The organism is Streptomyces sp. NPDC014889, assembly GCF_043081205.1.
In the GTDB taxonomy this organism is placed as follows: domain Bacteria; phylum Actinomycetota; class Actinomycetes; order Streptomycetales; family Streptomycetaceae; genus Streptomyces.
In genome coordinates this window covers 96,691-123,472 of the sequence record NZ_JBIBWH010000013.1, presented here as the reverse complement: position 1 = coordinate 123,472, position 26,782 = coordinate 96,691, and the positions used below count along the sequence as shown (strand labels likewise).

At 71.0% G+C, this 26,782-nt stretch carries 29 protein-coding genes and 2 pseudogenes; 17 read left to right on the top strand and 14 right to left on the bottom strand.

The window, feature by feature from the left end:
• Positions 1-30: 30 nt before the first annotated feature.
• Together ACF09J_RS25815 and ACF09J_RS25810 are read right to left on the bottom strand one after the other, a co-directional pair.
• Positions 31-678, bottom strand: a complete 648-nt coding sequence (locus tag ACF09J_RS25815) for an FMN-binding negative transcriptional regulator (protein ID WP_392307809.1) — start codon at positions 676-678, stop codon at positions 31-33.
• A 30-nt stretch (positions 679-708) separates the two neighbouring features.
• Positions 709-1,545 (bottom strand): EamA family transporter, encoded by an 837-nt coding sequence (locus ACF09J_RS25810; protein WP_392307808.1) that lies wholly within the window; start codon positions 1,543-1,545, stop codon positions 709-711.
• 118 nt (positions 1,546-1,663) lie between these two features.
• Between ACF09J_RS25810 and ACF09J_RS25805 the strand changes: the two genes are divergently transcribed.
• From ACF09J_RS25805 to ACF09J_RS25785, 5 genes are all read left to right on the top strand, one after another.
• On the top strand, positions 1,664-2,248 hold the full coding sequence (locus ACF09J_RS25805; protein ID WP_392307807.1) for a helix-turn-helix domain-containing protein: 585 nt from the start codon (positions 1,664-1,666) through the stop codon (positions 2,246-2,248).
• Positions 2,249-2,359: 111 nt separating this feature from the next.
• Complete coding sequence (locus tag ACF09J_RS25800) at positions 2,360-2,782, top strand: Hsp20/alpha crystallin family protein (RefSeq protein WP_392307928.1); 423 nt, start codon at positions 2,360-2,362, stop codon at positions 2,780-2,782.
• 89 nt (positions 2,783-2,871) lie between these two features.
• Complete coding sequence (locus tag ACF09J_RS25795; protein ID WP_392307806.1) at positions 2,872-3,339, top strand: DUF2267 domain-containing protein; 468 nt, start codon at positions 2,872-2,874, stop codon at positions 3,337-3,339.
• A 166-nt stretch (positions 3,340-3,505) separates the two neighbouring features.
• A complete protein-coding gene (locus ACF09J_RS25790; RefSeq protein ID WP_392307805.1) occupies positions 3,506-4,831 on the top strand; it encodes an OFA family MFS transporter in 1,326 nt (441 codons plus the stop codon).
• Positions 4,806-4,934, top strand: coding sequence for a hypothetical protein (locus tag ACF09J_RS25785; RefSeq protein WP_392307804.1), 129 nt, complete (start codon positions 4,806-4,808; stop codon positions 4,932-4,934). The genes ACF09J_RS25790 and ACF09J_RS25785 overlap by 26 nt, the downstream gene beginning before the upstream one ends.
• A 376-nt stretch (positions 4,935-5,310) precedes the next feature.
• On the opposite strand, the gene ACF09J_RS25780 is transcribed toward ACF09J_RS25785, so the two are convergent.
• The gene (locus ACF09J_RS25780; protein WP_392307935.1) at positions 5,311-5,616 is read right to left on the bottom strand and encodes a hypothetical protein; all 306 of its coding nucleotides are present in this window, start codon (positions 5,614-5,616) and stop codon (positions 5,311-5,313) included.
• Between ACF09J_RS25780 and ACF09J_RS25775 the strand changes: the two genes are divergently transcribed.
• The gene (locus tag ACF09J_RS25775) at positions 5,609-5,695 is read left to right on the top strand and encodes a DUF3761 domain-containing protein (RefSeq protein ID WP_351516337.1); all 87 of its coding nucleotides are present in this window, start codon (positions 5,609-5,611) and stop codon (positions 5,693-5,695) included. The genes ACF09J_RS25780 and ACF09J_RS25775 overlap by 8 nt on opposite strands.
• Before the next feature lie 163 nt (positions 5,696-5,858).
• Positions 5,859-6,929: an alpha/beta fold hydrolase gene (locus ACF09J_RS25770; RefSeq protein ID WP_392307803.1), complete on the top strand. Its 1,071-nt coding sequence runs from the start codon at positions 5,859-5,861 to the stop codon at positions 6,927-6,929.
• 114 nt (positions 6,930-7,043) lie between these two features.
• Here the strand turns inward: ACF09J_RS25770 and ACF09J_RS25765 are convergent.
• Positions 7,044-7,397, bottom strand: a pseudogene (locus tag ACF09J_RS25765) (FMN-dependent NADH-azoreductase); the annotation flags it as partial.
• Positions 7,398-7,438: 41 nt separating this feature from the next.
• On the opposite strand from ACF09J_RS25765, the gene ACF09J_RS25760 reads away from it, so the two are divergent.
• The 3 genes from ACF09J_RS25760 (at position 7,439) to ACF09J_RS25750 (ending at position 9,176) form a co-directional block, all read left to right on the top strand.
• Positions 7,439-7,711, top strand: coding sequence for a cysteine hydrolase family protein (locus ACF09J_RS25760; RefSeq protein ID WP_392307802.1), 273 nt, complete (start codon positions 7,439-7,441; stop codon positions 7,709-7,711).
• A gap of 145 nt (positions 7,712-7,856) precedes the next feature.
• Complete coding sequence (locus ACF09J_RS25755) at positions 7,857-8,345, top strand: GNAT family N-acetyltransferase (protein WP_392307801.1); 489 nt, start codon at positions 7,857-7,859, stop codon at positions 8,343-8,345.
• Between the two features lie 159 nt (positions 8,346-8,504).
• A complete protein-coding gene (locus ACF09J_RS25750) occupies positions 8,505-9,176 on the top strand; it encodes an MBL fold metallo-hydrolase (protein WP_392307800.1) in 672 nt (223 codons plus the stop codon).
• Positions 9,177-9,223: 47 nt separating this feature from the next.
• On the opposite strand, the gene ACF09J_RS25745 is transcribed toward ACF09J_RS25750, so the two are convergent.
• Both ACF09J_RS25745 and ACF09J_RS25740 read right to left on the bottom strand, forming a co-directional pair.
• Positions 9,224-10,246 (bottom strand): zinc-dependent alcohol dehydrogenase family protein, encoded by a 1,023-nt coding sequence (locus ACF09J_RS25745; protein WP_392307799.1) that lies wholly within the window; start codon positions 10,244-10,246, stop codon positions 9,224-9,226.
• Positions 10,247-10,322: 76 nt separating this feature from the next.
• Positions 10,323-10,736 carry a cupin domain-containing protein gene (locus tag ACF09J_RS25740; RefSeq protein ID WP_392307798.1) on the bottom strand — a complete coding sequence of 138 codons (414 nt, stop codon included), beginning with the start codon at positions 10,734-10,736 and terminating at the stop codon, positions 10,323-10,325.
• A 226-nt stretch (positions 10,737-10,962) separates the two neighbouring features.
• Here ACF09J_RS25740 and ACF09J_RS25735 point away from each other — a divergent pair.
• Positions 10,963-11,387, top strand: a pseudogene (locus ACF09J_RS25735) (transcriptional regulator); the annotation flags it as partial.
• Positions 11,388-11,494: 107 nt separating this feature from the next.
• Here ACF09J_RS25735 and meaB read toward each other — a convergent pair.
• The 4 genes from meaB to ACF09J_RS25715 form a co-directional block, all read right to left on the bottom strand.
• A complete protein-coding gene (meaB, locus tag ACF09J_RS25730; protein ID WP_392307797.1) occupies positions 11,495-12,490 on the bottom strand; it encodes a methylmalonyl Co-A mutase-associated GTPase MeaB in 996 nt (331 codons plus the stop codon).
• A 4-nt stretch (positions 12,491-12,494) separates the two neighbouring features.
• Positions 12,495-14,669 (bottom strand): methylmalonyl-CoA mutase, encoded by a 2,175-nt coding sequence (scpA, locus tag ACF09J_RS25725; protein ID WP_392307796.1) that lies wholly within the window; start codon positions 14,667-14,669, stop codon positions 12,495-12,497.
• On the bottom strand, positions 14,669-16,474 hold the full coding sequence (locus ACF09J_RS25720; protein ID WP_392307795.1) for a methylmalonyl-CoA mutase family protein: 1,806 nt from the start codon (positions 16,472-16,474) through the stop codon (positions 14,669-14,671). Before ACF09J_RS25720 ends, scpA begins: the two co-directional genes overlap by 1 nt.
• Positions 16,475-16,595: 121 nt before the next feature.
• Entirely contained in the window at positions 16,596-16,844 is a 249-nt protein-coding gene (locus ACF09J_RS25715; RefSeq protein ID WP_392307794.1) for a hypothetical protein, read from the bottom strand.
• Here ACF09J_RS25715 and ACF09J_RS25710 point away from each other — a divergent pair.
• Positions 16,830-17,183, top strand: coding sequence for a hypothetical protein (locus ACF09J_RS25710; RefSeq protein WP_392307793.1), 354 nt, complete (start codon positions 16,830-16,832; stop codon positions 17,181-17,183). The genes ACF09J_RS25715 and ACF09J_RS25710 overlap by 15 nt on opposite strands.
• Here the strand turns inward: ACF09J_RS25710 and ACF09J_RS25705 are convergent.
• On the bottom strand, positions 17,158-18,057 hold the full coding sequence (locus ACF09J_RS25705) for a universal stress protein (RefSeq protein ID WP_392307792.1): 900 nt from the start codon (positions 18,055-18,057) through the stop codon (positions 17,158-17,160). The two genes, ACF09J_RS25710 and ACF09J_RS25705, sit on opposite strands and share 26 nt — an antisense overlap.
• A gap of 922 nt (positions 18,058-18,979) precedes the next feature.
• Here ACF09J_RS25705 and ACF09J_RS25700 point away from each other — a divergent pair.
• Entirely contained in the window at positions 18,980-19,447 is a 468-nt protein-coding gene (locus tag ACF09J_RS25700; RefSeq protein ID WP_392307791.1) for an EamA family transporter, read from the top strand.
• A gap of 86 nt (positions 19,448-19,533) precedes the next feature.
• Here the strand turns inward: ACF09J_RS25700 and ACF09J_RS25695 are convergent, their stop codons facing one another.
• Together ACF09J_RS25695 and ACF09J_RS25690 are read right to left on the bottom strand one after the other, a co-directional pair.
• On the bottom strand, positions 19,534-20,562 hold the full coding sequence (locus ACF09J_RS25695) for an aldo/keto reductase (RefSeq protein WP_392307790.1): 1,029 nt from the start codon (positions 20,560-20,562) through the stop codon (positions 19,534-19,536).
• A 265-nt stretch (positions 20,563-20,827) separates the two neighbouring features.
• Positions 20,828-21,448: a TetR/AcrR family transcriptional regulator gene (locus tag ACF09J_RS25690; protein ID WP_392307789.1), complete on the bottom strand. Its 621-nt coding sequence runs from the start codon at positions 21,446-21,448 to the stop codon at positions 20,828-20,830.
• A gap of 137 nt (positions 21,449-21,585) precedes the next feature.
• On the opposite strand from ACF09J_RS25690, the gene ACF09J_RS25685 reads away from it, so the two are divergent.
• Entirely contained in the window at positions 21,586-23,097 is a 1,512-nt protein-coding gene (locus ACF09J_RS25685; protein ID WP_392307788.1) for an APC family permease, read from the top strand.
• 73 nt (positions 23,098-23,170) lie between these two features.
• Entirely contained in the window at positions 23,171-24,772 is a 1,602-nt protein-coding gene (locus ACF09J_RS25680) for an amidohydrolase (RefSeq protein ID WP_392307787.1), read from the top strand.
• Between the two features lie 150 nt (positions 24,773-24,922).
• Here ACF09J_RS25680 and ACF09J_RS25675 read toward each other — a convergent pair whose 3' ends face one another.
• Positions 24,923-25,381, bottom strand: a complete 459-nt coding sequence (locus ACF09J_RS25675; RefSeq protein WP_392307786.1) for a MarR family winged helix-turn-helix transcriptional regulator — start codon at positions 25,379-25,381, stop codon at positions 24,923-24,925.
• Between the two features lie 63 nt (positions 25,382-25,444).
• On the opposite strand from ACF09J_RS25675, the gene ACF09J_RS25670 reads away from it, so the two are divergent.
• Positions 25,445-25,813: a VOC family protein gene (locus ACF09J_RS25670; RefSeq protein WP_392307785.1), complete on the top strand. Its 369-nt coding sequence runs from the start codon at positions 25,445-25,447 to the stop codon at positions 25,811-25,813.
• Positions 25,814-25,888: 75 nt separating this feature from the next.
• Complete coding sequence (locus ACF09J_RS25665) at positions 25,889-26,671, top strand: FadR/GntR family transcriptional regulator (protein WP_392307784.1); 783 nt, start codon at positions 25,889-25,891, stop codon at positions 26,669-26,671.
• Positions 26,672-26,782: the final 111 nt, after the last annotated feature.

Sequence of the window (26,782 nt, the reverse complement as noted above, 5' to 3'; positions counted from 1 at the left end):
CTGTCTTGTGCGCGTGCCGGCCGGTGAGGGTCAGGGCTTCCAGGAGCCGATGCGGTCCAGGCGGCGCAACTGCTGGCGCGCGGTGGGCACGTCAAGGCCCTGGCCGCGCTCCGTGAGCCGGCCGGCGACGCTGGTGCGGTGCTCGACCGGCTTGTGGTCGTCGTACTTGAACTTGGCGCGCACCTCGGTGACTTCCAGGCGCAGACCGCGGATTCCGGGCAGCATCCGCCCGTAGGGCGGCTGGTCGACGTCGACGGGAGCGTGGTCGCCATCGGGCTGGAAATGGGCCATCTGGCGGCGCAGCAGGTCGGCCTTGGCCTCGGGGTCGTCGACGATGCGGGCGCGGCAGGTGAACTGGACGGCCGCGTAGTAGCTGGTGGGCACGCCCTCGGTGGGCGGGATGCCGGGCTGGGCGCGCCAGGGTCCGGGGACGAAGGCGTAGTCGCCGAAGACGGTGAAGGTGACGTTCGGGTCGTGCTCGATCGCCTTCCAGACCGGGTTGGGCCGGGCGAGGTGGATCAGCAGTTCGCCGTTGCCGGTGGTGAAGTGGGTGGGGACGACGACGGGCGCCTGGCCGGGCAGGCCGTTGACGCTGAGCTGGCCGAAGTCGTGGTCGTCGGCGATCCAGGTCTGCCATTCGGTGTCGTCGAGGGAGGCGTCCCAGGGCTGGATGAACATGCGGTTCTCCTTGAGGGGAAGGGCGGTTGGTCAGGTGAGGGCGAGGAGGCCGACCGCGAGGGCGGCGGTGCCCAGGCCGACGAGCTGGCCGCGGTGGATGCGTTCGGCGAGCACGCCACGGGCGAGCAGGACCGTGCCGGCCGGATACAGGGCGGTGATCACGGCGACGATGGTGAGGTCGCCGCTGCGGGCAGCGAGCAGGAACAGCAGGTTCGCGAGCGAGTCGAGTACGCCGGCGGCCGCGGAGATCGCGTAGGCGGGCCTCTCCGGGCCCAGCCGGCGGTGCATCGCCGCGGCCGCGGCCAGGGTGACGGCCGAGGAGACCGCTCTGCCGGTGATCAGAGGGGCCACGCCGCTGTCGGAGGGCGCCTGGTGCAGGCAGACGAGCTGAAGGGCGATGGCGGCACCCGCGCCGAAGGCCAGCAGCAGAGCCGTCCGCGACGGACGCGACGAGCGCGCTCCGTGCCCGGCGCTCACCATGACCACGGCCACCAGCGCCAGCGGCAGACCCACGAGGCCCGCCACGCCCAGGCGCTCGCCCTGGAGCAGCCCGACCGCGACCGGCAGCGCGGCGGACACCAGCGCGGTGAGCGGCGACAGCACGTTCATGGGGCCGATCGCCAGGGTCTTGTACAGCAGGACGAACGCGGCGGCCGACGCGACCCCGGAGGCCGCGCCCCACCCGACGCTCGCCCAGGTGAACGAGGCGCCCAGGACGGGCCACAGCAGGAGTTCGACGGCGAGACTGGCCGGAGCCGCGACCAGCACGGTGCGCAGCACATGCGCCTTGCGGGCGCCGACGCCCCCGAGGAAATCGGCGCATCCGTAGGCGAGAGAGCTGCCCAGGGCCAGCAGCAGAGCGAGCACGGCAATTCCTTCACTTTCACATCGGAACGACTCGACCGTACAATGAAACGACCGCGTGTTGTCAACCAAACGACCGGACGGTCCATTCCAGTGCTCCACTCGTCAGGACGGTGATCAGGTGTCCGAGGCCGAAGCAGCCCTGCGCACGCTCGCGCACAACGTCAGAGCCGCGCGCACGCGCGCGGGCCTGTCCCTGGACGAACTGGGCCGCCGCGCCAAGGTCAGCAAGGGCGCCCTGGTCGGCCTTGAGAAAGCCCAGGGCAACCCGAACTTCGCCACCCTGGTCCGCCTCGCCGACACCCTCGGCATCTCGGTGTCCGCGCTGATGGAGGGACCGGCCGAAGGCCGCGTCCGCGTGGTGTCCGCCGACGCCGTCATGCCCCTGTGGGCCGGGGAACTGGGCAGCGAGGCCCGGCTCATGCTGACCACCTCCGGACCGGCTCCGGTCGAGGTCTGGCGCTGGAGGCTGGAGCCGGGCGAGGAATACCCCAGCCACCCCCACCAGGCCGGCGTCGTGGAAACCGTCAGCGTCACGTCCGGCCGGATGACGCTGATCGTCGACGGCACCGAGCATCCCGTCGAAGCCGGACAGACCGCCACCTTCGACGGCGACACCGCCCACACCTACCGCGGCTCGGGCGCCGGCACCTGCCACCTGATCATGACCGTCCACATCCCTCCCGGCCCCGGCTCCCCGACCTGACCTGCGCAGACCTCTTGTCTGAGTCGAGGCTTGTCAAGTTTCCTCCTTCGGGCTATATAAGAAGTCGTAGGGCATCGCACCTCAGCGCCTGAAAGAGAGGAGTGACCCGTGATGCTCATGCGTACCGACCCGTTCCGCGAATTCGACCGACTCGCGCAGCAGGTCCTCGGCTCCGCCGCCCGCCCCGTCGCGATGGCGATGGACGCCTACCGGTCGGGGGACGACTTCATCGTCCACTTCGACCTTCCCGGCATCGACCCCGAGACGATCGAACTCGACGTCGAGCGCAATGTCCTGAACGTCCGCGCCGAGCGCAAGAACCCCGCCCCCGAGGGCGCGGAAGTGATCGTCGCCGAGCGGCCCACGGGCTCCTTCACCCGGCAGCTCTTCCTCGGCGACACCCTCGACACGGAACGCATCGACGCCGCGTACGACGCCGGCGTGCTGACGCTGCGCATTCCGGTGGCCGAACAGGCCAAGCCGCGCCGCATCCAGATCTCTGGCGGCGCAGGACGCAAGGAACTCGGCAAGTAACCGCACATCGCGCCACGCGTCCCGCAGCCGCGCGCCGCTCGGCTGCGGGACGCGGTACCCCGCGCGCATGAGAGGAGGAGAGCCCACAGGTGACCGCGACGACGGCGCCCACCGCAGTGAACACCCCGCGCACGCCGGCCGGGAGCCCGGGACACGACGCCGGATGGGTCGAACTGACCGAGAAGGTACGGGACTCCGGCCGGTACCCCACCCGGGCGGAGGCGGAACGAGTCACCCGTATCGTCCTGTCGGCCCTCGGCGGACATGTGGTCGGGGACGAGCGCGTCGACCTCGCGCGCGCCCTGCCCGAGGAAGCGGCCCGGGTGGTCGCCGGCCAGATCCCGGCCACACGCCCGCTCACGGCTCAGGAATTCGTCGACTCGGTGGCGGTCCGAATGGAGGGGGCCACTCCCGCCACGGCCCGCTGGGACGTCAGCTCGGTCCTGAGCGTCCTGCCGAGCCTGGTCGGCGACGAACTCGTGAACCGTGTCCTGACCCAACTCCCACCGGGCTATGCCCTGTTGTTCGGCCGCGCGGAACTGACACCCACACCGTAGACCGACAACTACCGGCCACCACCGGTGCCACGACCCACCGGCGGTGGCCTCGTCGACCGGGGAAAACCGGGGGGTACGACCGTTCGTCGCACGAGGGATGCCGCTTACCGCATACGGTAGACCGAATGGTGTTCAACAAGGCACGGGATTCGTACCGTCCGGGATCATGAGTGCTCCTGTTGCTCCCCCGGGATGGAGCCGCTGGCTGATTCCGCCCGCCGCTCTGTCGGTCCATCTGTCCATCGGCCAGGCCTACGCCTGGAGCGTGTTCAAACCGCCCCTGGAGTCCGCGCTGCACCTCGACGGCACGCAGAGCGCGCTGCCGTTCCAGCTGGCCATCGTGATGCTCGGTCTGTCCGCCGCGTTCGGCGGCACGCTCGTGGAACGCAACGGACCGCGCTGGGCGATGACCGTCGCCCTGGTCTGCTTCTCCTCCGGATTCCTGCTCGCCGCACTGGGGGCGCAGACCGAGCAGTACTGGCTGATCGTCCTCGGCTACGGGTTCGTCGGCGGCATCGGACTGGGCATCGGCTACATCTCGCCCGTCTCCACCCTGATCAAGTGGTTCCCGGACCGGCCCGGAATGGCCACCGGCATCGCCATCATGGGCTTCGGCGGCGGCGCGCTGATCGCGTCACCCTGGTCGGCGCAGATGCTGAACTCGTTCGGCGCCGACCACTCGGGGATCGCCCTCGCCTTCCTCGTGCACGGACTGACGTACGCGGTGTTCATGTCCCTGGGCGTCCTGTTGGTGCGGGTGCCTCGCGCCAGGAAGCCCGTCGAGAACGGTCCGAGCGCCGTCGCCGGCGTTCAGGTCTCCGCCCGCAGCGCCGTACGCACCCCGCAGTTCTGGTGCCTGTGGCTCGTGCTCTGCATGAACGTGACCGCCGGCATCGGCATCCTCGAGAAGGCCGCCCCGATGATCACGGACTTCTTCGCGGACACCTCCACCCCGGTGTCGGCGTTCGCGGCCGCCGGCTTCGTCGCCCTGCTGTCGGCGGCCAACATGGCGGGCCGCATCGGCTGGTCCTCGACCTCCGACCTGATCGGACGCAAGAACATCTACCGCGTCTACCTGGGCGTCGGCGCGCTCATGTACCTGCTCATCGCGTCGTTCGGCGACTCGTCCAAGCCGCTGTTCGTCCTCTGCGCGCTCGTGATCCTCTCCTTCTACGGCGGCGGATTCGCGACGGTCCCCGCCTATCTGAAGGACCTGTTCGGGACCTACGAGGTCGGCGCGATCCACGGCCGGCTGCTCACCGCCTGGTCGACCGCCGGCGTCCTCGGCCCGCTGATCGTGAACTGGATCGCCGACCGCCAGGAGGAGGCGGGCAAGCACGGTGCGTCCCTCTACGGCCTCTCCTTCATGATCATGATCGGGCTGCTCGTCGTCGGATTCGTCGCCAACGAGTTCGTACGTCCCGTCCACCCACGCCACCACGTCCACGCACCGAAGGAGGCCGCCGATGGCCGACACGAGCAGCACGCCTGACCGGCGAGCACTGATCCTCTTCTCCTGGCTGTGGGTGGGTGCGCCCCTGTGCTACGGCCTCTACGAACTCGTCCTGAAGGCCAAGCAACTCTTCACCGGGTAGGGCGACGGACGCCGTCGTACGGGGTCACCTCCGCGCACGCATCCAGCAGATCACTCGGTCATGCATGTGAACGAAGTGTGCATATCGCATGGCGGACTTGTGGCATGATGTGGCCTCGCTGCGTTGCGGCGGCGGAGTCCTCTGCGGCTCTCGGCCGACGTCACGAACGGGCAACCGCCGCACCGAGCAGCACGCCAAGATGTCACAGCCGACGCCACGGCCGGCGCTGCCAACGCGTTCTGGGGGGACCTATGACCAATCCGTACGCCATTCCGCCACAACCTGTCCGGCCTGCCCCCAAGTGGGCGCGGAAGCGCTATGTGCTGCCCGTGATGGGCCTCGCCTTCTTCATGGGAATCGGCGCGGGCGCCGGCGATCAGGGCAGCAATACGGTGAAGCCCGTCGTCGAGAAGGTGCGTCCGACGGCCACTGTCACCGCGACAGCCACCGCCACGGAGACCGCGACCCCGAAGCCGGCACCGACGGTGACGGCTACGGCCACGGAGACCGTCGAGGTGAAGGTGACCGTCACCGCGAGGGCCGCCGCGGCGGGTTCGGGAGGCAGTGGCGGTTCGTCCGGCGGTTCGTCGGGCGGTTCGTCGGGCGGTTCGTCGGGGAGCGGCGGCTCGAGTTCCTCGGGCGGTTCCAGCAGTGCCGGAAACGGCGCCACGGCTCTGTGCAACGACGGCACCTACTCCTATGCCGCCCACCATCAGGGCGCCTGCTCGCACCACGGAGGCGTGGCCGTCTTCTACAAATAGGCCGAGCAGGCCGGCTCGGCGGCTGTGCGAACGGCCCGGCTCGGGCATTGACCGGCCGGGCAGCCGCGCGGCCTGAACCGAGGCCCGTACAACCGGCGGAGTAGTCACAAGGACTCCTCCCGCAGGACGACCACGGCCCTGCCGGTGGGCGATCCTGTGGTGTGTGACAGCTGATCTCCACACAGGTGGCGATGCCCTTCCGGCGCCCACTTCGCCGGCGCCACCTGCCGACGGCGCGCCCCGGCCGCGCCGTTCACGGCTGCGGCGGTGGCTGCGGCGCGCCGCGCTGGGCTGCGCCATGCTGCTGGTGGCCGTCACGGCGGCCTCGTTCGCCTACAACGGATTCACCGCCGGCCGCGCCGCGCCTCCGCCGGGACTCAGGTACGTCCAGGCCGCCGACATCCGCACGCGCTACCAGACCTGGGGCGCGACGGGCTCACCGGTCGTCCTGGTGCACGGCGCCTTCGAGACCGTGGACACCTGGTCGCGCCTGGCCCCGCTGCTGGCCGGCAATCACCGCGTATACGCGCTCGACCTGACCGGCGACGGATACAGCGAACGCCACGGCCCGTACACCGTCGACCATTTCACCCGGCAGTTGCTGGGGTTCCTCGACGCCATGCACCTCGGCGGCCCCGGCGAGCGCCCGCTGCTGGTGGGGCACTCCAGCGGAGCCGCCGTGGTCACCGAGGCCGCGCTGCGCGCTCCTGGCCGGCTGGGGGGCGTGATGCTGCTCGACGGCGACGCCCTCGACACGGGTGCCGGCCCGCCGCCGGCCTTCAAGTACGTGCTGATCGACCCCTACCGCACCAGCCTGCTGCGCATCGGACTCGGGATCGACGCCGTGATCCGGAGCCTGTACGACGCGCAGTGCGGGCCTGCCTGCCCGCCGCTGGACGCCGCCGGCCTGGATCAATGGCGACGCCCGCTCCAGGTGCCGGGCGGAGAGGGCGCCCTGTGGAGCATGCTGGCCGAAGGCGTACCGGGCCTGCCTGCCGACCGGGTCGCGCGGCTCGCCGGTCTCGACCTGCCCAAGGCGGTGGTGTTCGGGGCGCAGGACGACGTGTTCACCCGGCAGGCGCCGTACGAGACCGCCCGGCGCATCGGCGCACCGCCTCCGACGCTCATCCCGGGCGCCCGGCACCTGACGATGATCTCCAGCCCCGAGGCGGTCGCGGCGGCCGTGGACCAACTCATCGACGCACATGGGATTTCGCCGTCTGTCCGACCGTGACGAACCGGCCCGCGACGGCGGTTGAGAGCGTGCGCGAGGAAGGCCGGGTGCTGTTGCGCAGCCCGGCCCGCCCGTCAGCCGGGGTCGGTCGAACCCTGGGCCGGACCGCTGCCCCGCGGCGAAGCGTTCGGCGAGGCTCTTCGCCCTGGTGGCCGCGTCCTGCAGCGCGCGCTCGCGGGAGGACTCGAACAGCGGCACCAGTTCGGTCATGGCCGGGTTGTGCGGGGCCATCGTCAGCTCCGGCACGATGAAATCGAGGTCGAGACCGAGCATGTCGGAGAGGACCGCCGTCAGATAGTTCTGGGCGCCGATCAGCACCGCGTCCGCGCTCTCCAACTCCTCGATCAGCCGCAGGCGTTCGGCGAAGGCCGCGGCCTGCCCGGGCGTGTGGGTGGCGGGGTCGGCGAACCCGGCGCTGTGGGCGTCGGCCGTGATGTGCGGCACGGAGCTGGTGGAGAGGTCGCGGTATCCTGGACGGGAAGACCGTCATCGCCTCCCCGCACAAGATCGTGGGGCCGGAGTCGAACGACCTCGTCCTCCAACTCCGCAAGCGCGGCGTCTCGCAGGTGATTCTCGCCGGCATGGCGGCCAACCTGTGCACCGAAGGGCACCTGCGGGAGCTGATCGAGCAGGGATTCGAAGTCGCCGTCGTCCGCGACGCCACCGCCGGACCCCGGCTGCCCGAAGGCGACGGCTATCTGTCCGCCCTCATCAACTTCCGCTTCCTGGCCAGCGCGGTGTGGTCGACCGAGCAGACCATCAGGCAACTCCGCCCGGCCTGAGGGCAGCAACCCCCTCAGTAGAGCACGAGGCTGATCCCCGAACCATCGGGCCGGCCTCAGCGAGTGGGGGTCTCTGCTCCGGTTGCACGTGTCGGGCCTGGAAACTCGGTACCGCTCTCGCCTGTGACATGCTGAAGATGGTGGCATGGACGCACAGAAGGTGACCTTGCGGAAAATGACGCCGTCGGAGTACGACGTGGCGACCGGGCGCCGGGAAGCCGAGTCGGTCCGTGAACTCAGTAAGTTCATGCCCCAGGAGTTGGCGCGAGAGCGGGTTCATCAGGGCACGGCTCAGTTCCTCCCGGACGGGCTCGACACGGCCGGTCATCATCTCGTGGTGGCGGAGAACGGCTCGGGCGAGGTTGTGGGGAACGCGTGGATCGGTCCGGATCCCCGCCATGGTTCCGGCACCATCAACTCAGCCTGGCTGTACGACATCAACGTCTTCGCGCAGTTCCAGCGCCGCGGATACGGATCCGCCATCCTCGCCGCCGCAGAGGAACTCGTTGCCCGCGAGGGCAAGACGTCGCTCAATTTGAACGTCGTCGGGGACAACGAGGCAGCCATTGCCATGTATCAATGCAATGGCTATGAAGTTTCGTCCATGTACCTGTCCAAGAGTGTGCAGCGATAGAAGCGTGCCCACGCCCGGCAGAAAGCCTTCCCCGTCTCGCCCGGCGTTCTACCTCGACCGTGTGGAGGGCGCGCGTTGGCGGCTTGGTTGTCCCGTGCGCCTGGTGAGCCGTCAGCGAACGAGGGCGTGGTCGCCGGAGTGACCGTGCAGGCTGGGGGCATGGATGTGATCGAGGTGCTGCCAAGGCTGCGTATGCTCCGCTTCCCCGTGGGGGCGGCCTATCTGTGGCGGGACGACGACGGGCTGACCCTGATCGACGCCGGGACGGCGGACTGCGCGGCGAAGATCGAGGAAGTACTTGAGGGCGAGCTGCGGCGGATCGTGCTGACGCACTGGCACGAGGACCATACGGGCTCGGCTGCCGAACTGGCCGCCCGGCACGGCGCGGAGGTGGTGGCTCATCGGCTGGAGGCGCCGGTGATCCGGGGCGAGGCGGCCGGGGCGCCGCCGGTACTGGAGGAGTTCGAGGTGCCGATCCGGGCGGCCCTTCCGCCGCTGCCGCCCGCCCCGCCGTGCCGGGTCGACCGGGAGGTGGAGGACGGCGATGTGCTGGAGTTCGGTGGCGGGGCGGTGGTGGTCGCGGTGCCCGGGCACACGGACGGGTCGATCGCGCTCCACCTGCCCGGGCCGGGGGTGCTGTTCACCGGCGACGCGGTCGTCCACGTCGGCCGGGTCATGCTGGGTGTCTTCAACACCGACCGCGCCCGGGTCGTCGAGTCGCTGCACCGGCTTGCCGAGCTGGAGGCCGACACGGCGGTCTTCGGACACGGCGAGCCGATCTCGCACGGCGCGGCGGCCGCCCTGCGGAAAGCAGCCGCCTCAGCGGTGTGACGTGATCACAGTACAGTTCGGTCCCGGCGCCGTGGTGGGCGAGCCGGTCAGGGAATGAGCAGGGTCTTGATGGCGCGGCGCTCGTCCATGGCCCGGTAGCCCTCGGCGACCTCGGACAGGGGCAGCTTCAGGTCGAAGACCCTGCCCGGGTTGATCCGGCCGGACAGGACGCGGTCGATCAGGTCGGGCAAGTACTCGCGCACGGGGGCGGGGCCGCCGCGCACGCCGACCTGGGAGTAGAAGAGCTGCGCGCCGTCGAGGGAAACGCCGTGGGGCACGCCGACGAAGCCGACGTTGCCGCCGGGCCGGGTGGAGTTCAGGGCCTGCTGCATCGACTGCTCGTTGCCCACGCACTCCAGCACGCGGTCGGCCCCGATACCGTCGGTCATCTCCTTGATCCGGGCCACGCCATCCTCGCCGCGCTCGGCGACGATGTCGGTCGCGCCGAACTCACGGGCCAGCTTCTGACGGGACTCGTGCCGGGACATGGCGATGATCCGCTCGGCCCCCAGTTCCCTGGCGGCGATCACCGCGCACAGGCCGACCGCGCCGTCCCCGACCACGGTGACGGTGTCACCGGGCCCCACCTCGGCGGCCCTGGCCGCGTACCAGCCGGTGCCCATCACGTCGGAGCAGGCGAGCAGGCTCGGCACGTACGTCTCGTCGGGCACCTCGGGTGTGGCGACCAACGTGCCGTCGGCCAGCGGGATGCGGATCCGCTCGGCCTGACAGCCGCCGGCGCCGACGAACTCCCGGTGCAGGCAGTTGGTCTGGTACCCGTTCTCGCAGTTCGGGCAGGTGTTGTCGGAGGCGAAGAACGAGCCGACGACGAACTGGCCGACCTCGACGTTCTTCACGTCGCCACCGACTTCCTCGACGATGCCGACGTACTCGTGGCCGAACGGGGTGGGCTGCTCGACCGGGTTGATGCCGCGGTAGTCCCACAGGTCCGAGCCGCAGACGCAGGTGGCCACGCTGCGGATGACCGCGTCGGTCGGGTTCTCGATGCCGGGGGCGGCGCGCTCCTCGAAGCGCACGTCCCCGGGAGCGTAAAGGACGGCTCCACGCATGACGGAAGGGCCTTTCTGTTTCTCGACGGCCGATGCCCTGCCTGAGGGGCGGCCGGGAAGTGCTGGGTGCGAGGTGTCAGCGGGTGACGGCGTCCAGGGCCTTGGCGTACTGCTCGTCGGTGACCGGTTCCAGCCAGGTGGTGCCGTCGCCGTTCTCGTCGCCGACGAGCATGGCGATGTGGGCCATGAAAGTGGTGCCGGTGGCGCCGTGCCAGTGCTCCTCACCCGCCGGGCACATGACGATCTGGCCGGCACTGGCCCGCACGACGTCACCGTCGCGGGTACCGACCAGGCCGACGCCGTCGGTGATGTAGAGGGTCTGGCCCTTGGCGTGGGAATGCCAGTTGGTGCGGGCGCCGGGCGTGAAGCGCACCAGGGCGGCGGCCAGGCGTCCCGGCTCGGAGGGCGTCGCGATCGTGTTGAGGTGGACGTCGCCGGTGAAGCGCTCGGCCGGGGCCTTGGTGGTGGGGGTGGAGGTGATGTGTTCCACGACTGCTTTCCTCGTGACTCTCTGTGATGGTTCGAACGCGCGGATGCGGAGTTGCTCACTGTCGGCCACACGGGCCTGACAGCATCCGAAGGCGGGTTCCCACCACCCACGGCTTGGACCGCATCCGCTGCCACCATCGAGGAAACCGCAGCTCACACGCGCGAGGAAGGCACTGCCGTTACAGGTACTGACAGTACCCCCCAGCTCTGCCGCACCCCGCTGCCGGGCCCTGCGACTGGACGAGGCCGAACGCGCCCACCTGCATGATCTGGCCGCCGCCCAGCGCCGGCGCCCATCACGCCGCGCCGTCCGCAGGACCAAGGAACCCGTCCCGGCCAACCTCAGGCGCGTCCTTGACTCCATGACCGGCTCCCGGCCTTCATCCGCAACGGCCGCCTGGACATCCTCGCCGTCAACCGGTTCGGGCGCGCCCTCTACGACCGCCGCGGCTTCTTGCCCGACTGGGCCGTCTCGGTCAACACCACCGTCTCCCTGCTGCGCGCCGAAGCCGGCCGAGCCCCGGGAGATGCCGAGCTGACCGGCCTGATCGGCGAACTGGTCACCCGTAGCGACGAGTTCCGCGCCGCCTGGGCCAAGCACAACGTGCGCCTGAACCACACCGGCCCACGCCTCCGGGGCCGCCACCACCCGGGAACAGCCCAGCCATGAGGGCTCCGTCCGCCCTTGACCCCGGCCGCCCGCTGATCGCCCTGGGCGCCGAGGCCGCCACGGCCGGCTTCCAGGTGGCCGCCGACTGCTCAGAGAATCTCTGCCCCGGAGCTCCCGAGTGCCCCGAGAATGCGCTCGGCGGCCAGCGTGGGCGTCAACTCGCCTTCTCGGACCCGCTTTTCGAGGGACGGCGTGAGAGCCCGTACCGCCGGGTCGGCGTGCAGGCGGCTGAGGAGTTCGTCGCGGACCATGTTCCAGGTCCAGTCGACCTGCTGGTCACGGCGCTTGGCGGCGAGGCGTCCGGTCGAGTCCAGCAGTGTGCGGTGCTTCTCGAGGCGCTCCCAGACCTCGTCAAGGCCGCTCGACTCCCGCGCGCTGCAGCTCAGTACGGGCGGAGTCCAGATCGCGTCCCTGCCGTGCATCAGCCGCAGCGCGCCCGCCAACTCCCGTGCGGCGGCGCGGGCGTCGCGTTCGTGCGGCCCGTCCGCCTTGTTGACCGCGATCACGTCGGCCAGCTCCAGGACGCCCTTCTTGATGCCCTGCAACTGGTCGCCGGTGCGGGCCAGGGTGAGCAGCAGGAAGGAGTCGACCATGTTCGCGACCGCGGTCTCGGACTGGCCGACGCCAACCGTCTCCACCAGGATCACGTCGTAGCCGGCCGCCTCCATCACCACGATCGACTCCCGGGTCGCCTTCGCGACCCCGCCCAGTGTGCCCGCGCTGGGGGAGGGGCGGACGAAGGCCGCCGGGTCCACGGCCAGCCGCTCCATGCGTGTCTTGTCGCCGAGGATGGAGCCGCCCGTCCGGCTGGAGGACGGATCCACGGCGAGCACGGCGACCCGGTGCCCGAGCGAGGTCAGCATGGTGCCGAACGCGTCGATGAACGTCGACTTGCCCACGCCGGGCACCCCGCTGACGCCGATCCGGCGGGCCCGGCCGCTGTGCGGGAGCAGCGCGGTCAGCAGTTCCTGGGCCAGCACCCGGTGCTGGGGACGGGTGGACTCGACGAGGGTGATGGCGCGCGCGACGATGGCGCGCTTTCCGTCGAGGACGCCCTTTACATACGTGTCGAGGTCGATGGCCATGGCTTCAAAGATCGTGCCCGAGGTCGGCCGACAGTCGCTGCACCAGGTCGTACGCGGCGTCCGGGATCACCGTCCCGGGCGGGAAGACGGCCGTCGCGCCCATCTCCAGCAGGGTGGGCACGTCCTGCGGCGGAATCACCCCGCCGACCACGATCACGATGTCCTCGCGCCCTTCCTCGGCGAGCTGCTCGCGCAGCGCCGGTACGAGTGTGAGATGACCGGCGGCCAGCGAGGAGACGCCGACGATGTGCACGTCCGCCTCGACGGCCTGGCGGGCCACCTCGGCCGGGGTCTGGAACAGCGGACCGACGTCCACGTCGAAGCCGAGGTCGGCGAAGGCGGTGGCGATCACCTTCTGGCCGCGGTCGTGGCCGTCCTGGCCCATCTTGGCGACCAGGATCCGCGGACGGCGGCCCTCGGCCTCCTCGAAGGCGGACACCAGGGTGCGCGTGCGGTCCACGGACGGGGACTCGCCTGCTTCGTTGCGGTACACACCGGAGATCGTACGGATCTGCCCCGAGTGCCGGCCGTACACCTTCTCCAAAGCGTCGGAGATCTCACCGACGGTCGCCTTGGCCCGGGCGGCGTGCACGGCCAGTTCCAGCAGGTTGCCCTCGCCCGCGGCCGCCCGCGTGAGCGCGTCCAGCGCTCCCCGGCACGCGGCCTCGTCGCGCTCCTCGCGCAGCCGCCGCAGCTTGGCGATCTGCTGGGCGCGTACGGAGGAGTTGTCGACCTTGAGCACCTCGATCTGCTCGTCGCTGTCGACGCGGTACTTGTTGACGCCGATGACCGGCTGGCGTCCGGAGTCGATCCGGGCCTGGGTGCGGGCCGCGGCCTCCTCGACCCGCAGCTTCGGGATGCCCGCGTCGATGGCCTGCGCCATGCCGCCCGCCTGCTCGACCTCCTGGATGTGCTGCCAGGACCGGCGGGCGAGATCGTAGGTCAGCTTCTCGACGTAGGCGCTGCCGCCCCACGGGTCGATGACCCGGGTGGTGCCGGACTCCTGCTGGATCAGGAGCTGGGTGTTGCGCGCGATGCGGGCCGAGAAGTCGGTGGGCAGCGCGAGGGCCTCGTCGAGGGCGTTGGTGTGCAGCGACTGGGTGTGGCCCTGGGTCGCCGCCATCGCCTCCACACAGGTGCGCATGACGTTGTTGAACACGTCCTGCGCGGTCAGCGACCAGCCCGACGTCTGCGAATGGGTGCGCAGCGAAAGGGACTTGGCGTTCTGCGGGTCGAACTGCTTCACCAGCTTGGCCCACAGCAGCCGCGCCGCCCGCAGCTTGGCGATCTCCATGAAGAAGTTCATGCCGATCGCCCAGAAGAACGACAGCCGCGGGGCGAACGCGTCCACGTCCAGGCCCGCGTCCCGGCCCGCCCGGATGTACTCCACGCCGTCGGCGAGGGTGTACGCCAGCTCCAGGTCGGCCGTGGCGCCCGCCTCCTGGATGTGGTAGCCGGAGATGGAGATGGAGTTGTAGCGGGGCATCCGCTGCGAGGTGTACGCGAAGATGTCGGAGATGATCCGCATCGACGGCTTCGGCGGATAGATGTAGGTGTTGCGGACCATGAACTCCTTGAGGATGTCGTTCTGAATGGTCCCGGCCAGCTTCTCGGGCGGCACGCCCTGTTCCTCCGCCGCCACGATGTAGAGGGCGAGGACCGGCAGCACGGCGCCGTTCATCGTCATCGACACCGTCATCCTGTCCAGCGGGATGCCGTCGAAGAGCTGACGCATGTCGTAGATGGAGTCGATGGCGACGCCCGCCATGCCGACGTCACCGGTCACCCGCGGATGGTCGCTGTCGTAGCCGCGGTGCGTGGGGAGATCGAAGGCGACCGACAGGCCCTTCTGACCGGCCGCCAGGTTGCGCCGGTAGAAGGCGTTGGACTCCTCGGCCGTGGAGAAGCCCGCGTACTGGCGGATGGTCCACGGCTGGTTGACGTACATCGTCGGGTACGGGCCGCGCAGGTACGGCGCGACGCCCGGATAGGTGCCCAGGAAGTCCAGGCCCTCCAGGTCACGGCCGGTGTAGAGCGGCTTGACCGGGATGCCCTCGGGGGTCGTCCAGAGCAGGTCGTCCCCGCCGGTCGCCTTCTTGAGCGCCGTGTGCCACTCGCCGTCGCCGCCGTCGCCGGCCGGGGTCCCCAGCTCGATCCTGGAGAAGTCCGGGATTCCCATCACGACACTCCCATACGGTCGAGGGTGGAGGACAGCACGGCCACGGCATCGCAGCCGGCGAAGACGTACGCGTCGACACCCGGGTACTGCCCGGGGCGCCCGGCGAGGAACACATGTGAGGCGCCCGACGACCTCAGCTCCGCCGCCACCGCCGACGCCTGCTCCTCGTACAGGGTGTCGCTGGAGCACAGACAGACCTCGGTGGCTCCGCTGTCCGCGAAGGTGCCGTCGGTGACCGGCTCGATGCCGCCGGCCTGGAAGAGGTTGGAGGCGAAGGTGAGGCGTGCGGTGTGGGCGGCGGCCGGGCCGATCGCGGCGAGGAAGATCCGGGGCCGGGAGCCGGTCGCGGCGAGGTGGGCGTCGGAGCGGGCCCGCAGCGCCTCGTACGCCTCGTCGCGGCGCACCCGCGGCAGTCCGCCCGCCGGGGGCTCCGGTGCGCTCTCGCGGACGACCGGCTTCTCCGCGAGGTGCGGGAACTCGCTGACTCCGGTGATGGGTTCGCGCCGCCTGGCCAGCCTGTCGGTGCGTGCCTGCCAGGTGGCGGCCAGCTCCTGCCCGAGGTGTCCCGAACGCAGGGCGGCCGCCTGCCCGCCGACCCGCTCGATGGACCGGAAGTGCTCCCAGCCCGCGTGCGCGAGTTCGTCGGTGAGCCGCTCCACGTACCAGGAGCCGCCCGCCGGGTCGATCACCCGGGACAGATGCGACTCCTCGACGAGGATCGTCGATGTATTGCGGGCGATGCGCCGCGCGAACGCGTCCGGCATGCCGAGCGCGTGGTCGAAGGGCAGCACGGTGACCGAGTCGGCCCCGCCCACCCCGGCGGCCAGCGTGGCGATCGTCGTGCGCAGCATGTTCACCCACGGGTCGCGACGCGTCAGCATCACCGACGAGGTGACCACGTGCTGGAGCTGCGCGCCCGCGCGCGGCGCCCCGCAGACCTCGGCCACCCGCGCCCACAGGCGGCGCGCGGCCCGCAGCTTGGCGATCGTCAGGAACTGGTCGGCGGTCGCCGCGTACCGGAACTCCAGCTGCGCACACGCCTGCTCGACGCTCAGCCCCGCATCCGTCAGCTCCCGCAGGTACGCCACCGCGGTGGCCAGCGAGCAGCCCAGCTCCTGGGCGGCCGAGCCACCGGCCTCGTGGTACGGCAGCGCGTCCACGGTCAGGGCCCGCAGCCCGGGGTACTGCTCCGCGCACAGCCGTGCCAGATCCGCCGCCGCGAAGCCGGACCGCTGACCGGTACGCGCCTCGTGGCCGAGCGGATCCGCGCCCAGATTGCCGCGCGCCGCGCCCCGGGCGACGCCACGCTCCTCGTAGAGCAGCAGCAGCGCCCGTGCGGCGGGCTCGACGTCCGCTGCGGCATCGAGGACGACGGGTGCCAGGTCGAGATGGACGCCGTCGAGGACCCTGCCGAGCTCCGGCACGGGGATGCCGCCCTCACCGAGGGCCAGCCAGAGGGAGGTGACGCCGTTCTCCAGGTCCGCGAGCACCGCGCCGCCGTCGGCCGCCGTGTGCCGCTGCCGGATGTCCCAGCCGCCGACCGTGCTCCCCTCGGCCCGGCCGCCGCGAACGAACGGCGCGAACCCGGGGAAGCCCGGGTCGGGAGCGGCGTCGCGCGCGGTGTAGAGGGGCCGGGTGCGCAACCCGTCCTCCAACTCGGTGGACAGGGCTTTCTCGGCTTCGGAACCCTCGACGTCCTTGCCCGACTTGCGCAGGACACCCGCCACAAGGCGCTGCCACTGCTCGTGGGGAACATCGGGGAACTCGCCGGCCAGTTCAAGGCCGTCGTCGGACAGGACCGTCATGCTCGGATGCTAGGTCACCGGGACTAGGGAGATGCACAGAACACGGCTGTGATCTTGCCCTCTCCGGCAATGTGACCCCGGCCTCCCCGTGGTTCCCCTGACAGCCTGAGCGGATCTCCTGTCACGGCCGCACGGCGCGGGCCGACCGGACCGAGGTGAGCAGCCAGGAGCGGCCCTCGGGGGCGTCCTCGGTGACCGCGGAGGCGAGGGGGGCGGTGAAGCCCGGACGCCGAACGTCCACCGGGAGCCGCGCGGCGAACTCGGCCGCCCCCGCTCGTCCCGCTGCTGGGGGTGCACCGCTGCTGCACTTGCTCGGCGACGCGCCGTCCACCGCCGTCACCGGCTCGCCGGGCGCATGTACTTCGCACACAAGGCGAATCGCTCCAGCGCGCTGGTGCGGAGGCTGGCGGCGGAGGACGTGGCCTCCGTCGGCGTCCACGTCGCTCCGGACGCAGCACCGTGCTCGGACACCACCGCCCACGTGGGCCGCCGACGGGCCCGGGAACGGGAACTGGCCGACCTGTTCGACGAGCGCGAGCGGCGTCGGCCGGCCCAGGGCGGCAGCGGGGGCGGCGGCCACCTGACCGTGGGGCCGCACGGCTGGGAGCAGCTTGCCGGGGGTGCCGGTCGTGCCGTCCCGCCCGGCCGGGGCAGTGCTTTTCGTATGGTGACGGTCCGGCCGTTCACCCGCGTGACGGGACGGCGATGACAGGGCAGTCGGCGTGGTGGAGCACGCCTTGGCTGACCGAGCCCAGGAGCATGCCCGCGAAGCCTCCACGGCCACGGGTCCCCACCACCAGGCCCAGCGCATGCGCCGAGGCGTCCGTGAGCACCTGGACCGGATGCCCGACGACCACGTCGTGGCGAAGCCGCACCTCGGGGAAACGGGCGTGCCGGCCCGCGACGATCTCGGAGAGCAACCGGCGGCACTCCTGCTGCGGTTCGTGCTCGTCGAAGATTCTCAGCGGTCCCGGCTCCCAGGCCAGCACGGCCCGCAGTTCGACGCCGCGCAGGGCCGCCTCCTCGAACGCCAGGTCGACCGCGGCGGCGGAGTGTTCGCTGCCGTCCACGCCGACGACGTAGTACCCGGGTTCCTGGGGGAGGTGTTCCGGCTCGGGCACGACCACCAGAGGACAGTGCGCATGGGCCATCACCGGCAGGGCGACCGACGCGGAGCCGAACACATCCTGCCTCCGGCTCGGACGACGCGACCCCAGGACGAGCACGGTGGCGTCGCGGCTCTGCTCGCGCAGCACCCACACCGGGTCGCCCTCAGCCAGCAGAGCGTCCACCTCCAACCGCGGGTACCGGCCCGCGACGAAGTCCGTGACCTCACCGAGCGCCTGCTTCCCGGCCGTGTGCAGCCCCTCGTTCCACTTCTCCCACGACGGTGGGACCTCCTGCCGCCGATAGCCCCTGGTCGGCACGCCCTCGACATGCACCAGACGCAACGGCAGTCCCCGGCGTACGGCCTCGTCGGCCGCCCAGGCCACCGCCGTCCGGTGGGCCGGATCAGGATCGACGCCCACCACGATCGACCGGCGGTCACCGGGCCCGGACACGGTCGCCTCCGTCGGTTCCATGGATGCCCCTGTGCGTGTCGAATGTACGGCCAAGGGCCGGGTCGGAAGGGTGTTTCCGCCTGAGACGACCGTTCACCGTGAGGACATCACGGTCCGCCACGGCAGGTGTCTGCCGGCTCCGCACCGGCAGAGGGCCCACAGCAGTTCGTTCTCCACACCACTGTCCAGGCTTCCGGCCGCTGTCGCACTTCGGGCTGCACCGAGGCCGTCGGAGCCAGCCGCGGTTAGGTGGACGAACCGGCCTCCGGCTACGCCTGCAGGGCATAGCCGGAGGCCGGTCGGATCGCCGTCACGCCTGTCGGCGGGCGCCGGCGGTAGCCGCGGGGTCAGCGGCGGCAGTCCCGGTGGGCGGGATGCCAGACGCGGGTCCAGTAGCCGGCGCGCCCGGGGTGGTGCCGGTCCTGGAATCCCGGGTGCCACACCCGTTCCCAGCGGCCCGGCGTTTCCACGCAGTGGCGCGCCGGCGGCTGGTGGCGCGACGGCGCCGGCGGCCGGTGATGCTGCGGTGCGGCCGGCGGTTGGTGGTGCTGCGGTGCGGCCGGCGGTTGGTGGTGCTGCGGTACGACCGGCGGCTGGTGGTGCTGCGGCGCGACCGGCGGCCGGGGGTGCTGCGATGCGGCCGATGCGGTGCCGACCGTGCCGGCGAGCGCGCCCCCGGCCAGGGCCACTGTCGCCGCCCCCAGGGCCGCGGCCCTTTTCCATCCGTTGATCATGTTCAGGCCTTTCTGCGTGAGCCGGGGCTGATGCCCCGCCACTCCCCGGACCGGTTCGACCGGAGATGTGCTGATCCTCCGCTTCACGACACCCACGAATGCGAAAGAACGCGGCCTATTACGGAAAGCACATGAATTTCTCATTCGGCTCAAATATTCATATGTATGCGCCAGGGCCACTTCCGTGGCGGCCCCCCTCCCGCGCGGCGATGGGCACCGTCTTCGGGCTCGGCGGACTGCTTCTCCTGCCCGTACTGCTGGCCACCGGCGCCCCGCTCCTCGACTCCTGGTCCAACGCGGCTGTCGGCGTCTACATGGCGTTGGTCCCCATGTTCGTCGGGTACGTCCTGTTCGGCTGGGGACTTGTTCACGTCCACGCCAGTATGGCCACCACCCTGTCCCTGCTCGAACCTGCCGTCGCAGCCGTCCTCGCCGTCCTGGTCGTCGGCGAACGCCTTCCCGCCACGGGCTGGACCGGCGTCGCGCTCGTCGTCGCCTGTCTGACGGTCCTGACCGCCCCAGCACCCGGACTCCGCCGCCGGCATGAGGCCGGCGGGCCGGGCCGGTGCGAAGACTCGGGCGATGCGACGCATCTGGCGCGCCGCGAGGTCATGCAGTCCCCGCTGAGCCCGGCCCGCCGTGACTCCGGACGAGGGGCGGGAAGAGATCGTCGATGATCGAGTGAATGCGTACCGGCTTCACGGGGCTTCGGCTCCCTGAGCAGATCGTGGCCCACCAGGTCGAACGGCTTGCGAGTCCGGGGTCAGGCGGCGGAGCGCTCGCCGGCCGGGCGGCGGCGCAGCGGGGCGTGCTCGACGGCGGGCGGGTTGTAGGCCATGTCGAGCGTCCCGACGTCGGTCCCGGGCGGCACGATGGCGTCGATCTCGTCGAGGACGTCGTCCGGCAGGGTGGTCCCGGCGCCGGCGAGGAGGTCGTCGAGGTGGTCCATGGTGCGCGGCCCGATGATCGCGGAGGTGACGCCCGGGTGGGCGATCGCGAAGGCCATGGCCAGGTGGGTCAGGGGAATCCCCGCCTTGTCGGCGACGAGGAGGAGCTGTTCCGTGGCGTCCAGCCGGTGCTCGTCGCGCAGGTGCCGGAAGCCGAAGGCGGCCCGATGGGTGTCGGCCTGCCGGTCCTTGCGGTAGCGGCCGGTGAGCAGCCCACCCGCGAGCGGACTCCAGACCATGGTCCCCATGCCGTACCGCTCGCAGACGGGCAGTACCTCGCGCTCGATGCTCCGGTTGAGGATCGAGTACGGCGGCTGCTCGGTGCGGAACCGTGCCAGGCCGCGCCGCTCGGCGACCCACTGGGCCTCGACGATGTCGGAGGCGGGGAACGTGGAGGTGCCGATGGCCCGGACCTTGCCCGCGCGCACCAGGTCGGTGAGGGCGGACAGGGTTTCCTCGACATCCGTGTCGGGCGCGGGCCGGTGGACCTGGAACAGGTCGACGTGGTCGGTCCGCAGCCGGCGCAGCGAGTCCTCCAGCGCGCGGGTGAGCCAACGCCGTGAGTTGCCCCGCTGGTTGGGGTCGTCGCCCATGGGCAGGTGTGCCTTGGTGGCCAGGACGACGTTGTCGCGGCGGCCCTGCAGGGCCTTGCCGACGATCACCTCGGACTCGCCGTGCGAGTAGGCGTCAGCGGTGTCGACGAAGTTGATGCCCGCGTCGAGGGCCTTGTGGATGACGCGGATCGAGTCGTCGTGGTCGGGGTTGCCGATGGCCCCGAACATCATCGCGCCGAGGCAGTACGGGCTGACCTTGATACCGGTGCGGCCCAGAGTGCGGTACTTCATGGCTCTCCCTTGTGTCAGCGGATACCCGCCGCGGCGCGATACGCCCACCTAAGCGGAACATCGTTCGACTTCGACAATACGGAACGCTGTTCCGGTTAGCAAGGGGAAACCTGAGTGACGGCCCGAAGGGCGGGCGGCGGCCCCGCCAGGGTCTGCACGCCGACGCGCGGCGCGGGTACGGCCGCGTCGCCGTCCGTGCCGCCGACTCCCTGACGCCCGCGAGGGTTTGACGGCTGCGGCGATTCCCGCTCCCGCCGTGCTGATGTCAGACGGGATCCACGGATGCCGCGAGGCCGCGGACGTGGTCGAGGAACCCGGCGAGGCTCAGATCGAACGCCGCGTCGGCCCGGCGTCCGCTGCCGACGGCGGCGAGCGCACGCTCGAGCAGGGGGGTCGATCCGTCCGGAGCGGGCTGCCACATGCTCTCCGGCGCGGCGAGATCCAGCGCCGAGCCCAGGACCAGGTTGTCCAGAGCGGTGATCACCGGCATCACGTCCGCCATCGCGAAGCCGGCCTCCTTCAGCAGCTCCACGGCCCGCTCGTACTGCGCCAGCACCTCGGGCGAGGCGACCTGAGACATCGTCAGCAGGGGGATGGCGCGAGGGTGTTCGGCGAAGGCGGCACGGTAGGACCGTGCCCATGCCTCCAGTGCGCGGTCCCAGGGCCGCAGTTCGAGTGTGGAGGCGTCGATCGTCTCGGCGATACGGCTCCGCAGCAGCTCGATGATCCCGGCGCGCCCGTCCACGTGGTGGTAGACGGACGCGGTCTGCACTCCGAGGGCCCGGGCGATCTGGGGCACGCTGAAGTCGCCGTGGGCATCGACCAGCGCCAGTGCCGTCGCGCCGATCCGGTCCCTGTCGAGAAGGGCCTTGCTGGGCCGCGGCATCGCCGGTCCCCTCTCATGATCAGGAAAAAGGGTCTTCTCAGAGGGTAGCCGCGGGGGCTACAGTGCCGAAACCATCAGCCTTTAGGTTTATGGCTCGAGCGCCGGACCCGCACCGGCCGCCGCAGAAGGGCACCTTCATGACAACCACCCCCGTGCGTGCCGGGGCCCCGGCACCCACCCTGCGTTCCGGCACGCTCGGCACCGCCGACATCGCCTTCTTCGTCGTCTCCGCCGCGGCGCCGCTCACGGTCATGGCCGGAGTGGCGCCGCTGGGCCTGCTCATCGGCGGCATCGGCGCACCCGCGGGATACCTGGTGGCCGGCATCACCCTGACGATCTTCGCCGTGGGCTTCACCGCCATGAGCCGCCATGTGCGCAACGGCGGCGGCTTCTACGCCTACATCTCCCGGGGGCTGGGCCGCCCCGCCGGCTTCGGCGCGGCACTGCTCGCCCTGCTCGGCTACCTGGCCATGAACATCGGCGTATACGGCCTGCTCGGCTCCGCGACGCACGACACGTTGCTGTCGCTCTTCGGCATCGACGTGCCCTGGCCGGTCATCGCCCTGCTCGGGATCGTGGTCATCTGGTACGGCGGCTTCCGGTCCATCGACTTCGGCGCCAAAGTCCTGGGCGTGCTGCTGCTGGGGGAGACCGCCATCCTGTTCCTGCTCGCCGTCGCGGTGCTGGCCAGGGGCGGCGCGCACGGCCTTTCCCTGCACACCTTCGCCCCGGGCAACCTGACCACCGGTGGCATGCCCGGAGTCCTGGCCATGGCCTTCGCCGCCTTCACCGGATTCGAGTCCACCGTCATCTACCGCCGTGAGGCGAAGAACCCCGACCGGACCATTCCCCGTGCCACCTACGCCGCCGTCGCCTTCCTCGGCCTGTTCTACACCTTCATCGTGTGGATGATCATCCAGGCCTTCGGCGACCAGCAGGTCATCGCGACCGCGGCCAAGGACCCGACCGGACTGTTCTTCTCCGCGATCACCACCTATGTCGGCCCCTGGGCCGCCGACGTGATGCACGTGATGATCGTGACCAGCCTGATCGCCTCGTTGCTGGCCTTCCACAACGCCACCAACCGCTACGGCCTGGCCATGGCGGAGGAGGGCGTGCTGCCCCGATCGCTCGGCCGGATCCACTCACGGCACCGCTCCCCTTACATCGCCGGCATCGCGCAGAGCGTGCTCGCCGTCGTCGTGGTGGCCGGTTTCGCCGCCGCCGGGGCGGATCCGTACACGCAGCTCCTGCTGTGGGTGAACACCCCGGGCGTCCTCGCCCTGATCACGCTGCAACTGCTGGCCGCCCTCGCGGTGCCCTTCTTCTTCCGCCGCATCACACACGGCGAGGGCGCCGTCCGCACCGTCGTCGCCCCGGCCCTGGCCACACTGCTGCTGGGCGCCGCGCTCTGCCTGGTCATCGCCCACATCGACCTGCTGACCGGGGCCTCCGACACCGTCAACCTCGTTCTGATCGTGTTGATCCCGGCGGTCTTCGTGGCCGGGCTCGGCTACGCCCTGCGGGTCCGCTCGCGCCGGCCGCGGATCTACGCCGCCTTCGCCGCGGATCCGGCCGAAGACCCCGGTGTCCGTGCCGGCAGCCGGAACGCGGGGCCCGCGGACTCCGCGCTGCCGATCGCGCCCTGACACCGCTCCACGCGGGCCGGCTCCGAACGGCCCGCGTTCACCTGCCCACTCGTACGACCCCTAGGAAGTGCCCATGTCCGTCGCTCCGGATGTCATCGTCCTCGCCTCCCGAGTCCACACCCTCGACCCCGGTCGGCCGCGGGCCACCGCGGTGGCCGTCCGGGACGGGCTGATCACCGCGGTGGGCGACGAGGCCGAGGCACGGCACTGGCGCGGACCGGGTACCGAGGTGGTGGACCTCGGCGACGCCACCGTCGTACCCGGACTCGTCGACGGGCACAGCCACCCCGCGCTCGGCCTCGACCTCGCCGCCGGAGCCGACCTGTCCGCGGTACGCGATCTCGACGGGCTGCGCACCGCACTCACCTCCGCCGAGCGTGTCGACGGCTGGATCCTCGGCTGGGGACTGGACCACAACGCCTTCGGGGGCCACTCGATCCACCGTGACGTCCTCGAGGCCGCCCTCGGTCCCGACACCCCCGTCTTCATCCGCCTCTACGACGGCCACTCCGCACTGGCCAGCGGCGCCGCCCTGCGCGCCGCCGGCGTGACCGGGCCGCGCTCCTTCGCCCAGCGTGCCACCGTGGTCTGCGACCCCGGCGGCATCCCCACCGGGCACCTGATCGAGCATGCCGCGATGGACCTGGTCGTCGCCGTGATGCCGAGGCGGCCCTTCGCCGAGCGCCGTGACGCGCTCCACGCGCTGCTGACCGACATGGCCGCGTCCGGACTGACGGGTGCGCACGTGATGGACGCCGGTGGCGACGTGCTCGATCTGCTGCGCGCCGTCGAGGAGCGCCACGGGCAGGTCCCGCTGCGGCTGCGACTGCACCCGTGGTGCATGCCCGGCATCGACAAGGACGGCCTGGACGAGCTGGTCGCCCTGCATGCCGCGTCCGGACGCAACTGGCTGGTGGGCGGCGTCAAGTTCTTCATCGACGGCACCGTCGAGGGCGGCTCCGCCTGGCTGGAGCACCCCGACTGCCACGGCCAGAGCCGCGACGCGCTGTGGCTGGACCCCGCCGACTACACCACGGCCGTCCACCATCTGCACGCGGCGGGGGTCCGCACCGCCACCCACGCCATCGGCGACGCGGGCGTGCGCCACGTCCTCGACACCGTCGCCGCCCTCGGCGCCGGCGGCCGGATGCGGCACCGGGTCGAGCACATCGAGACGCTTCCCCACGAACAAGCCGCCCGCTTCGCCGAGTTGGGTGTCATCGCGTCGATGCAGCCGACCCACTCCGCCTACACCCGGGCGGACCACACCGACGAATGGTCCACGAGGGTCGGCGCCGAGCGCGCCGAGCGGGCCTGGATCTGCCGCACCCTGCGCGACACCGGCGTGGTGCTGGCCCTCGGCTCCGACTGGCCGATCGCCCACTTCGACGCCCGCGAGATCCTCGCCTACGCCCAACTGCGCCGCCACGCGGGCACCGACATCGCGCCCGTCTGCCCGGAGCAGGCGCTCACGCCGCTCATGGCGCTCGAGGGTTACACCACCCACGCCGCGATCGCGGCCGGAGAGGCCGACCGCACCGGACGCATCGCACCCGGCCTGCGAGCCGACCTCACCGCGTTCACCCTGGACCCGCTCACCACCCCGTCGGACGAACTCGCCCAGACCCCCGTCCCGCTCACGCTGTCGAACGGCCGCATCACCCACCGCGCCTGACGACCGCGCACCATCCCGCCGCCGCCGGCCCAGCGGTTCATCGGTAGGTCACCGCGGGGCCGGTGCCGTTCCAGGACCGCTGGGCGGGAGACGTCAGTCGCTCGGCCGCACTGCTGTCCGAGCGCGACGAGACGTGCGCCGCGGAACGAGCTATGCACCCTCGTTGTCACCGCGCAGGGAATGGATCATGCTCTGGAGGATCCGGAACGCCTCTGACTGCTCGGTCTCGGTCAGCCCGGCCAGCATTCTGGCCTCGACGGACCGGACGGCTGCGCTCGCCTTCTCGAGGCTTCGCCGGCCGCGTGGTGTGAGCCGCGTGGGAAGCACCTTCCCGACGGGTGCCTCCGCAGGCCTGGTCACGTAGCCGTCTCGTTCCAGGGCCTGGAGCAGCACGTTCATCGTCTGCCGAGTCACGAACGCGCCCCGCGCGAGCTCGGAGTTCGACAAGCCCGGTCGTTGCGCCAGCAGCTCGAGGCAGGAGTAGTGCGTCACGCTCATCCCGAGCGGCCGCAGCACTTCCTCCATGGCCGCGCGGAGGGCGCTCGACGCCTCTTTGAGCAGGTAGCCCAGTGACGTCTCCAGGTCGACGCCGACACCTTCTTGACTCATGTCAGCATTCTGACATAGGTTTTTTCGTGTCAGGAAACTGACACGAAACGAAGGAGTGCCATCATGCCCGCCACCGGCCCCGACTTCATCTCGCTCCAAGTACGCGACCTCGACGCTTCGCAGGCGTTCTACGAGAAGTACCTCGGCCTCGTCCGCTCGCCGGCCGGACCTCCGCACGCCGTCGTTTTCGAGACGAAGCCGATCGCGTTCGCACTCCGCGACCTCATTCCCGGCACCGACCTCGCATCCGTTGCTCAGCCCGGCATCGGCGCCGCGATCTGGCTCCACGCCACCGACGTCCAGGCCATCCACGACGCGCTCGTCGCCGACGGTCACACCATCGTCTCCGCACCGATCGACGGCCCCTTCGGTCGGACCTTCACCTTCGCCGACCCCGACGGCTACCAGGTCACGCTCCACGACCGCGCGTGATCGACCTTTTCTGTCCCTGCTCCACCGCCGGGCGAGAGGCGTCAATGGAGGTCCTCGCCGTGGGACAATGCGTACATGTCATCGCGACCCAGCCAGGCTCAGCGCGCTGAGACCGCAGACGAGAACCGCGTCGAGCCGGTCACCCCGGCCGGGGGGCTGTTCAAGGCGGTTTCCTCGAGCCGTGTCTCGCAGGTGATCGTCGACCAGGTCCGGATGCTCCTGAGGGAGGAGCGGCTGCGGCCCGGTGACCGGCTGCCCAGTGAGCGTGAGCTGTGCACGCAGTTCGGTGTGAGCCGTGTGACCGTGCGGGAGGCGCTGCGGGGCCTGGAGGCCAGTGGGCTCGTCGAGATCCGGCTCGGCGCCCGGGGCGGCGCGTTCGTGACGGCGCCGTCCTCCCGTCGGGTCGGCGAGGGGCTCGCCGACCTGCTGTCGCTGTCGCCGGTGACCTCCGCGGAGATCACCGAGGCCCGCCTCGTGTTCGAACTCGGTATCGTGCCCCTCGTCGTCGAGCGCGCCACGGACGAGGACCTCGACGCGCTCCGCGCCCTGTGCGACGAGCATGCCGAGGCGATCGAGCAGGGCACGTACGACATGGAGATGTCCGCGGACTTCCACACCCGTGTCGCCGCATGTACGCACAACGCCGCGATCGAGATGCTGGCGCAGTCCTTCCACGGTCCGCTGCTGACGAGTCTGCGTGAGGCGCGGAGCATCGAGCCGCGGATGGGTCAGCGCGGATCGAAGGAGCACCGCAGATTCGTCGAGGCCATCGCCGCACGCGACGCGGAGGCCGCGACGCAGATCATGCGCACCCATCTGCAGCGGACCGCGTCCAGGGTGAAGGGCGACGGCCGGTAGCCACCCGGGAAGGTGTTCCCGGACGTGGTCGCCGCCGAGAAGGACCACTACGCGGACACCAGAGGCCTCACGCCTCTTCGGGTGCCGCCGTCCGGGACGACGAGGGACGCC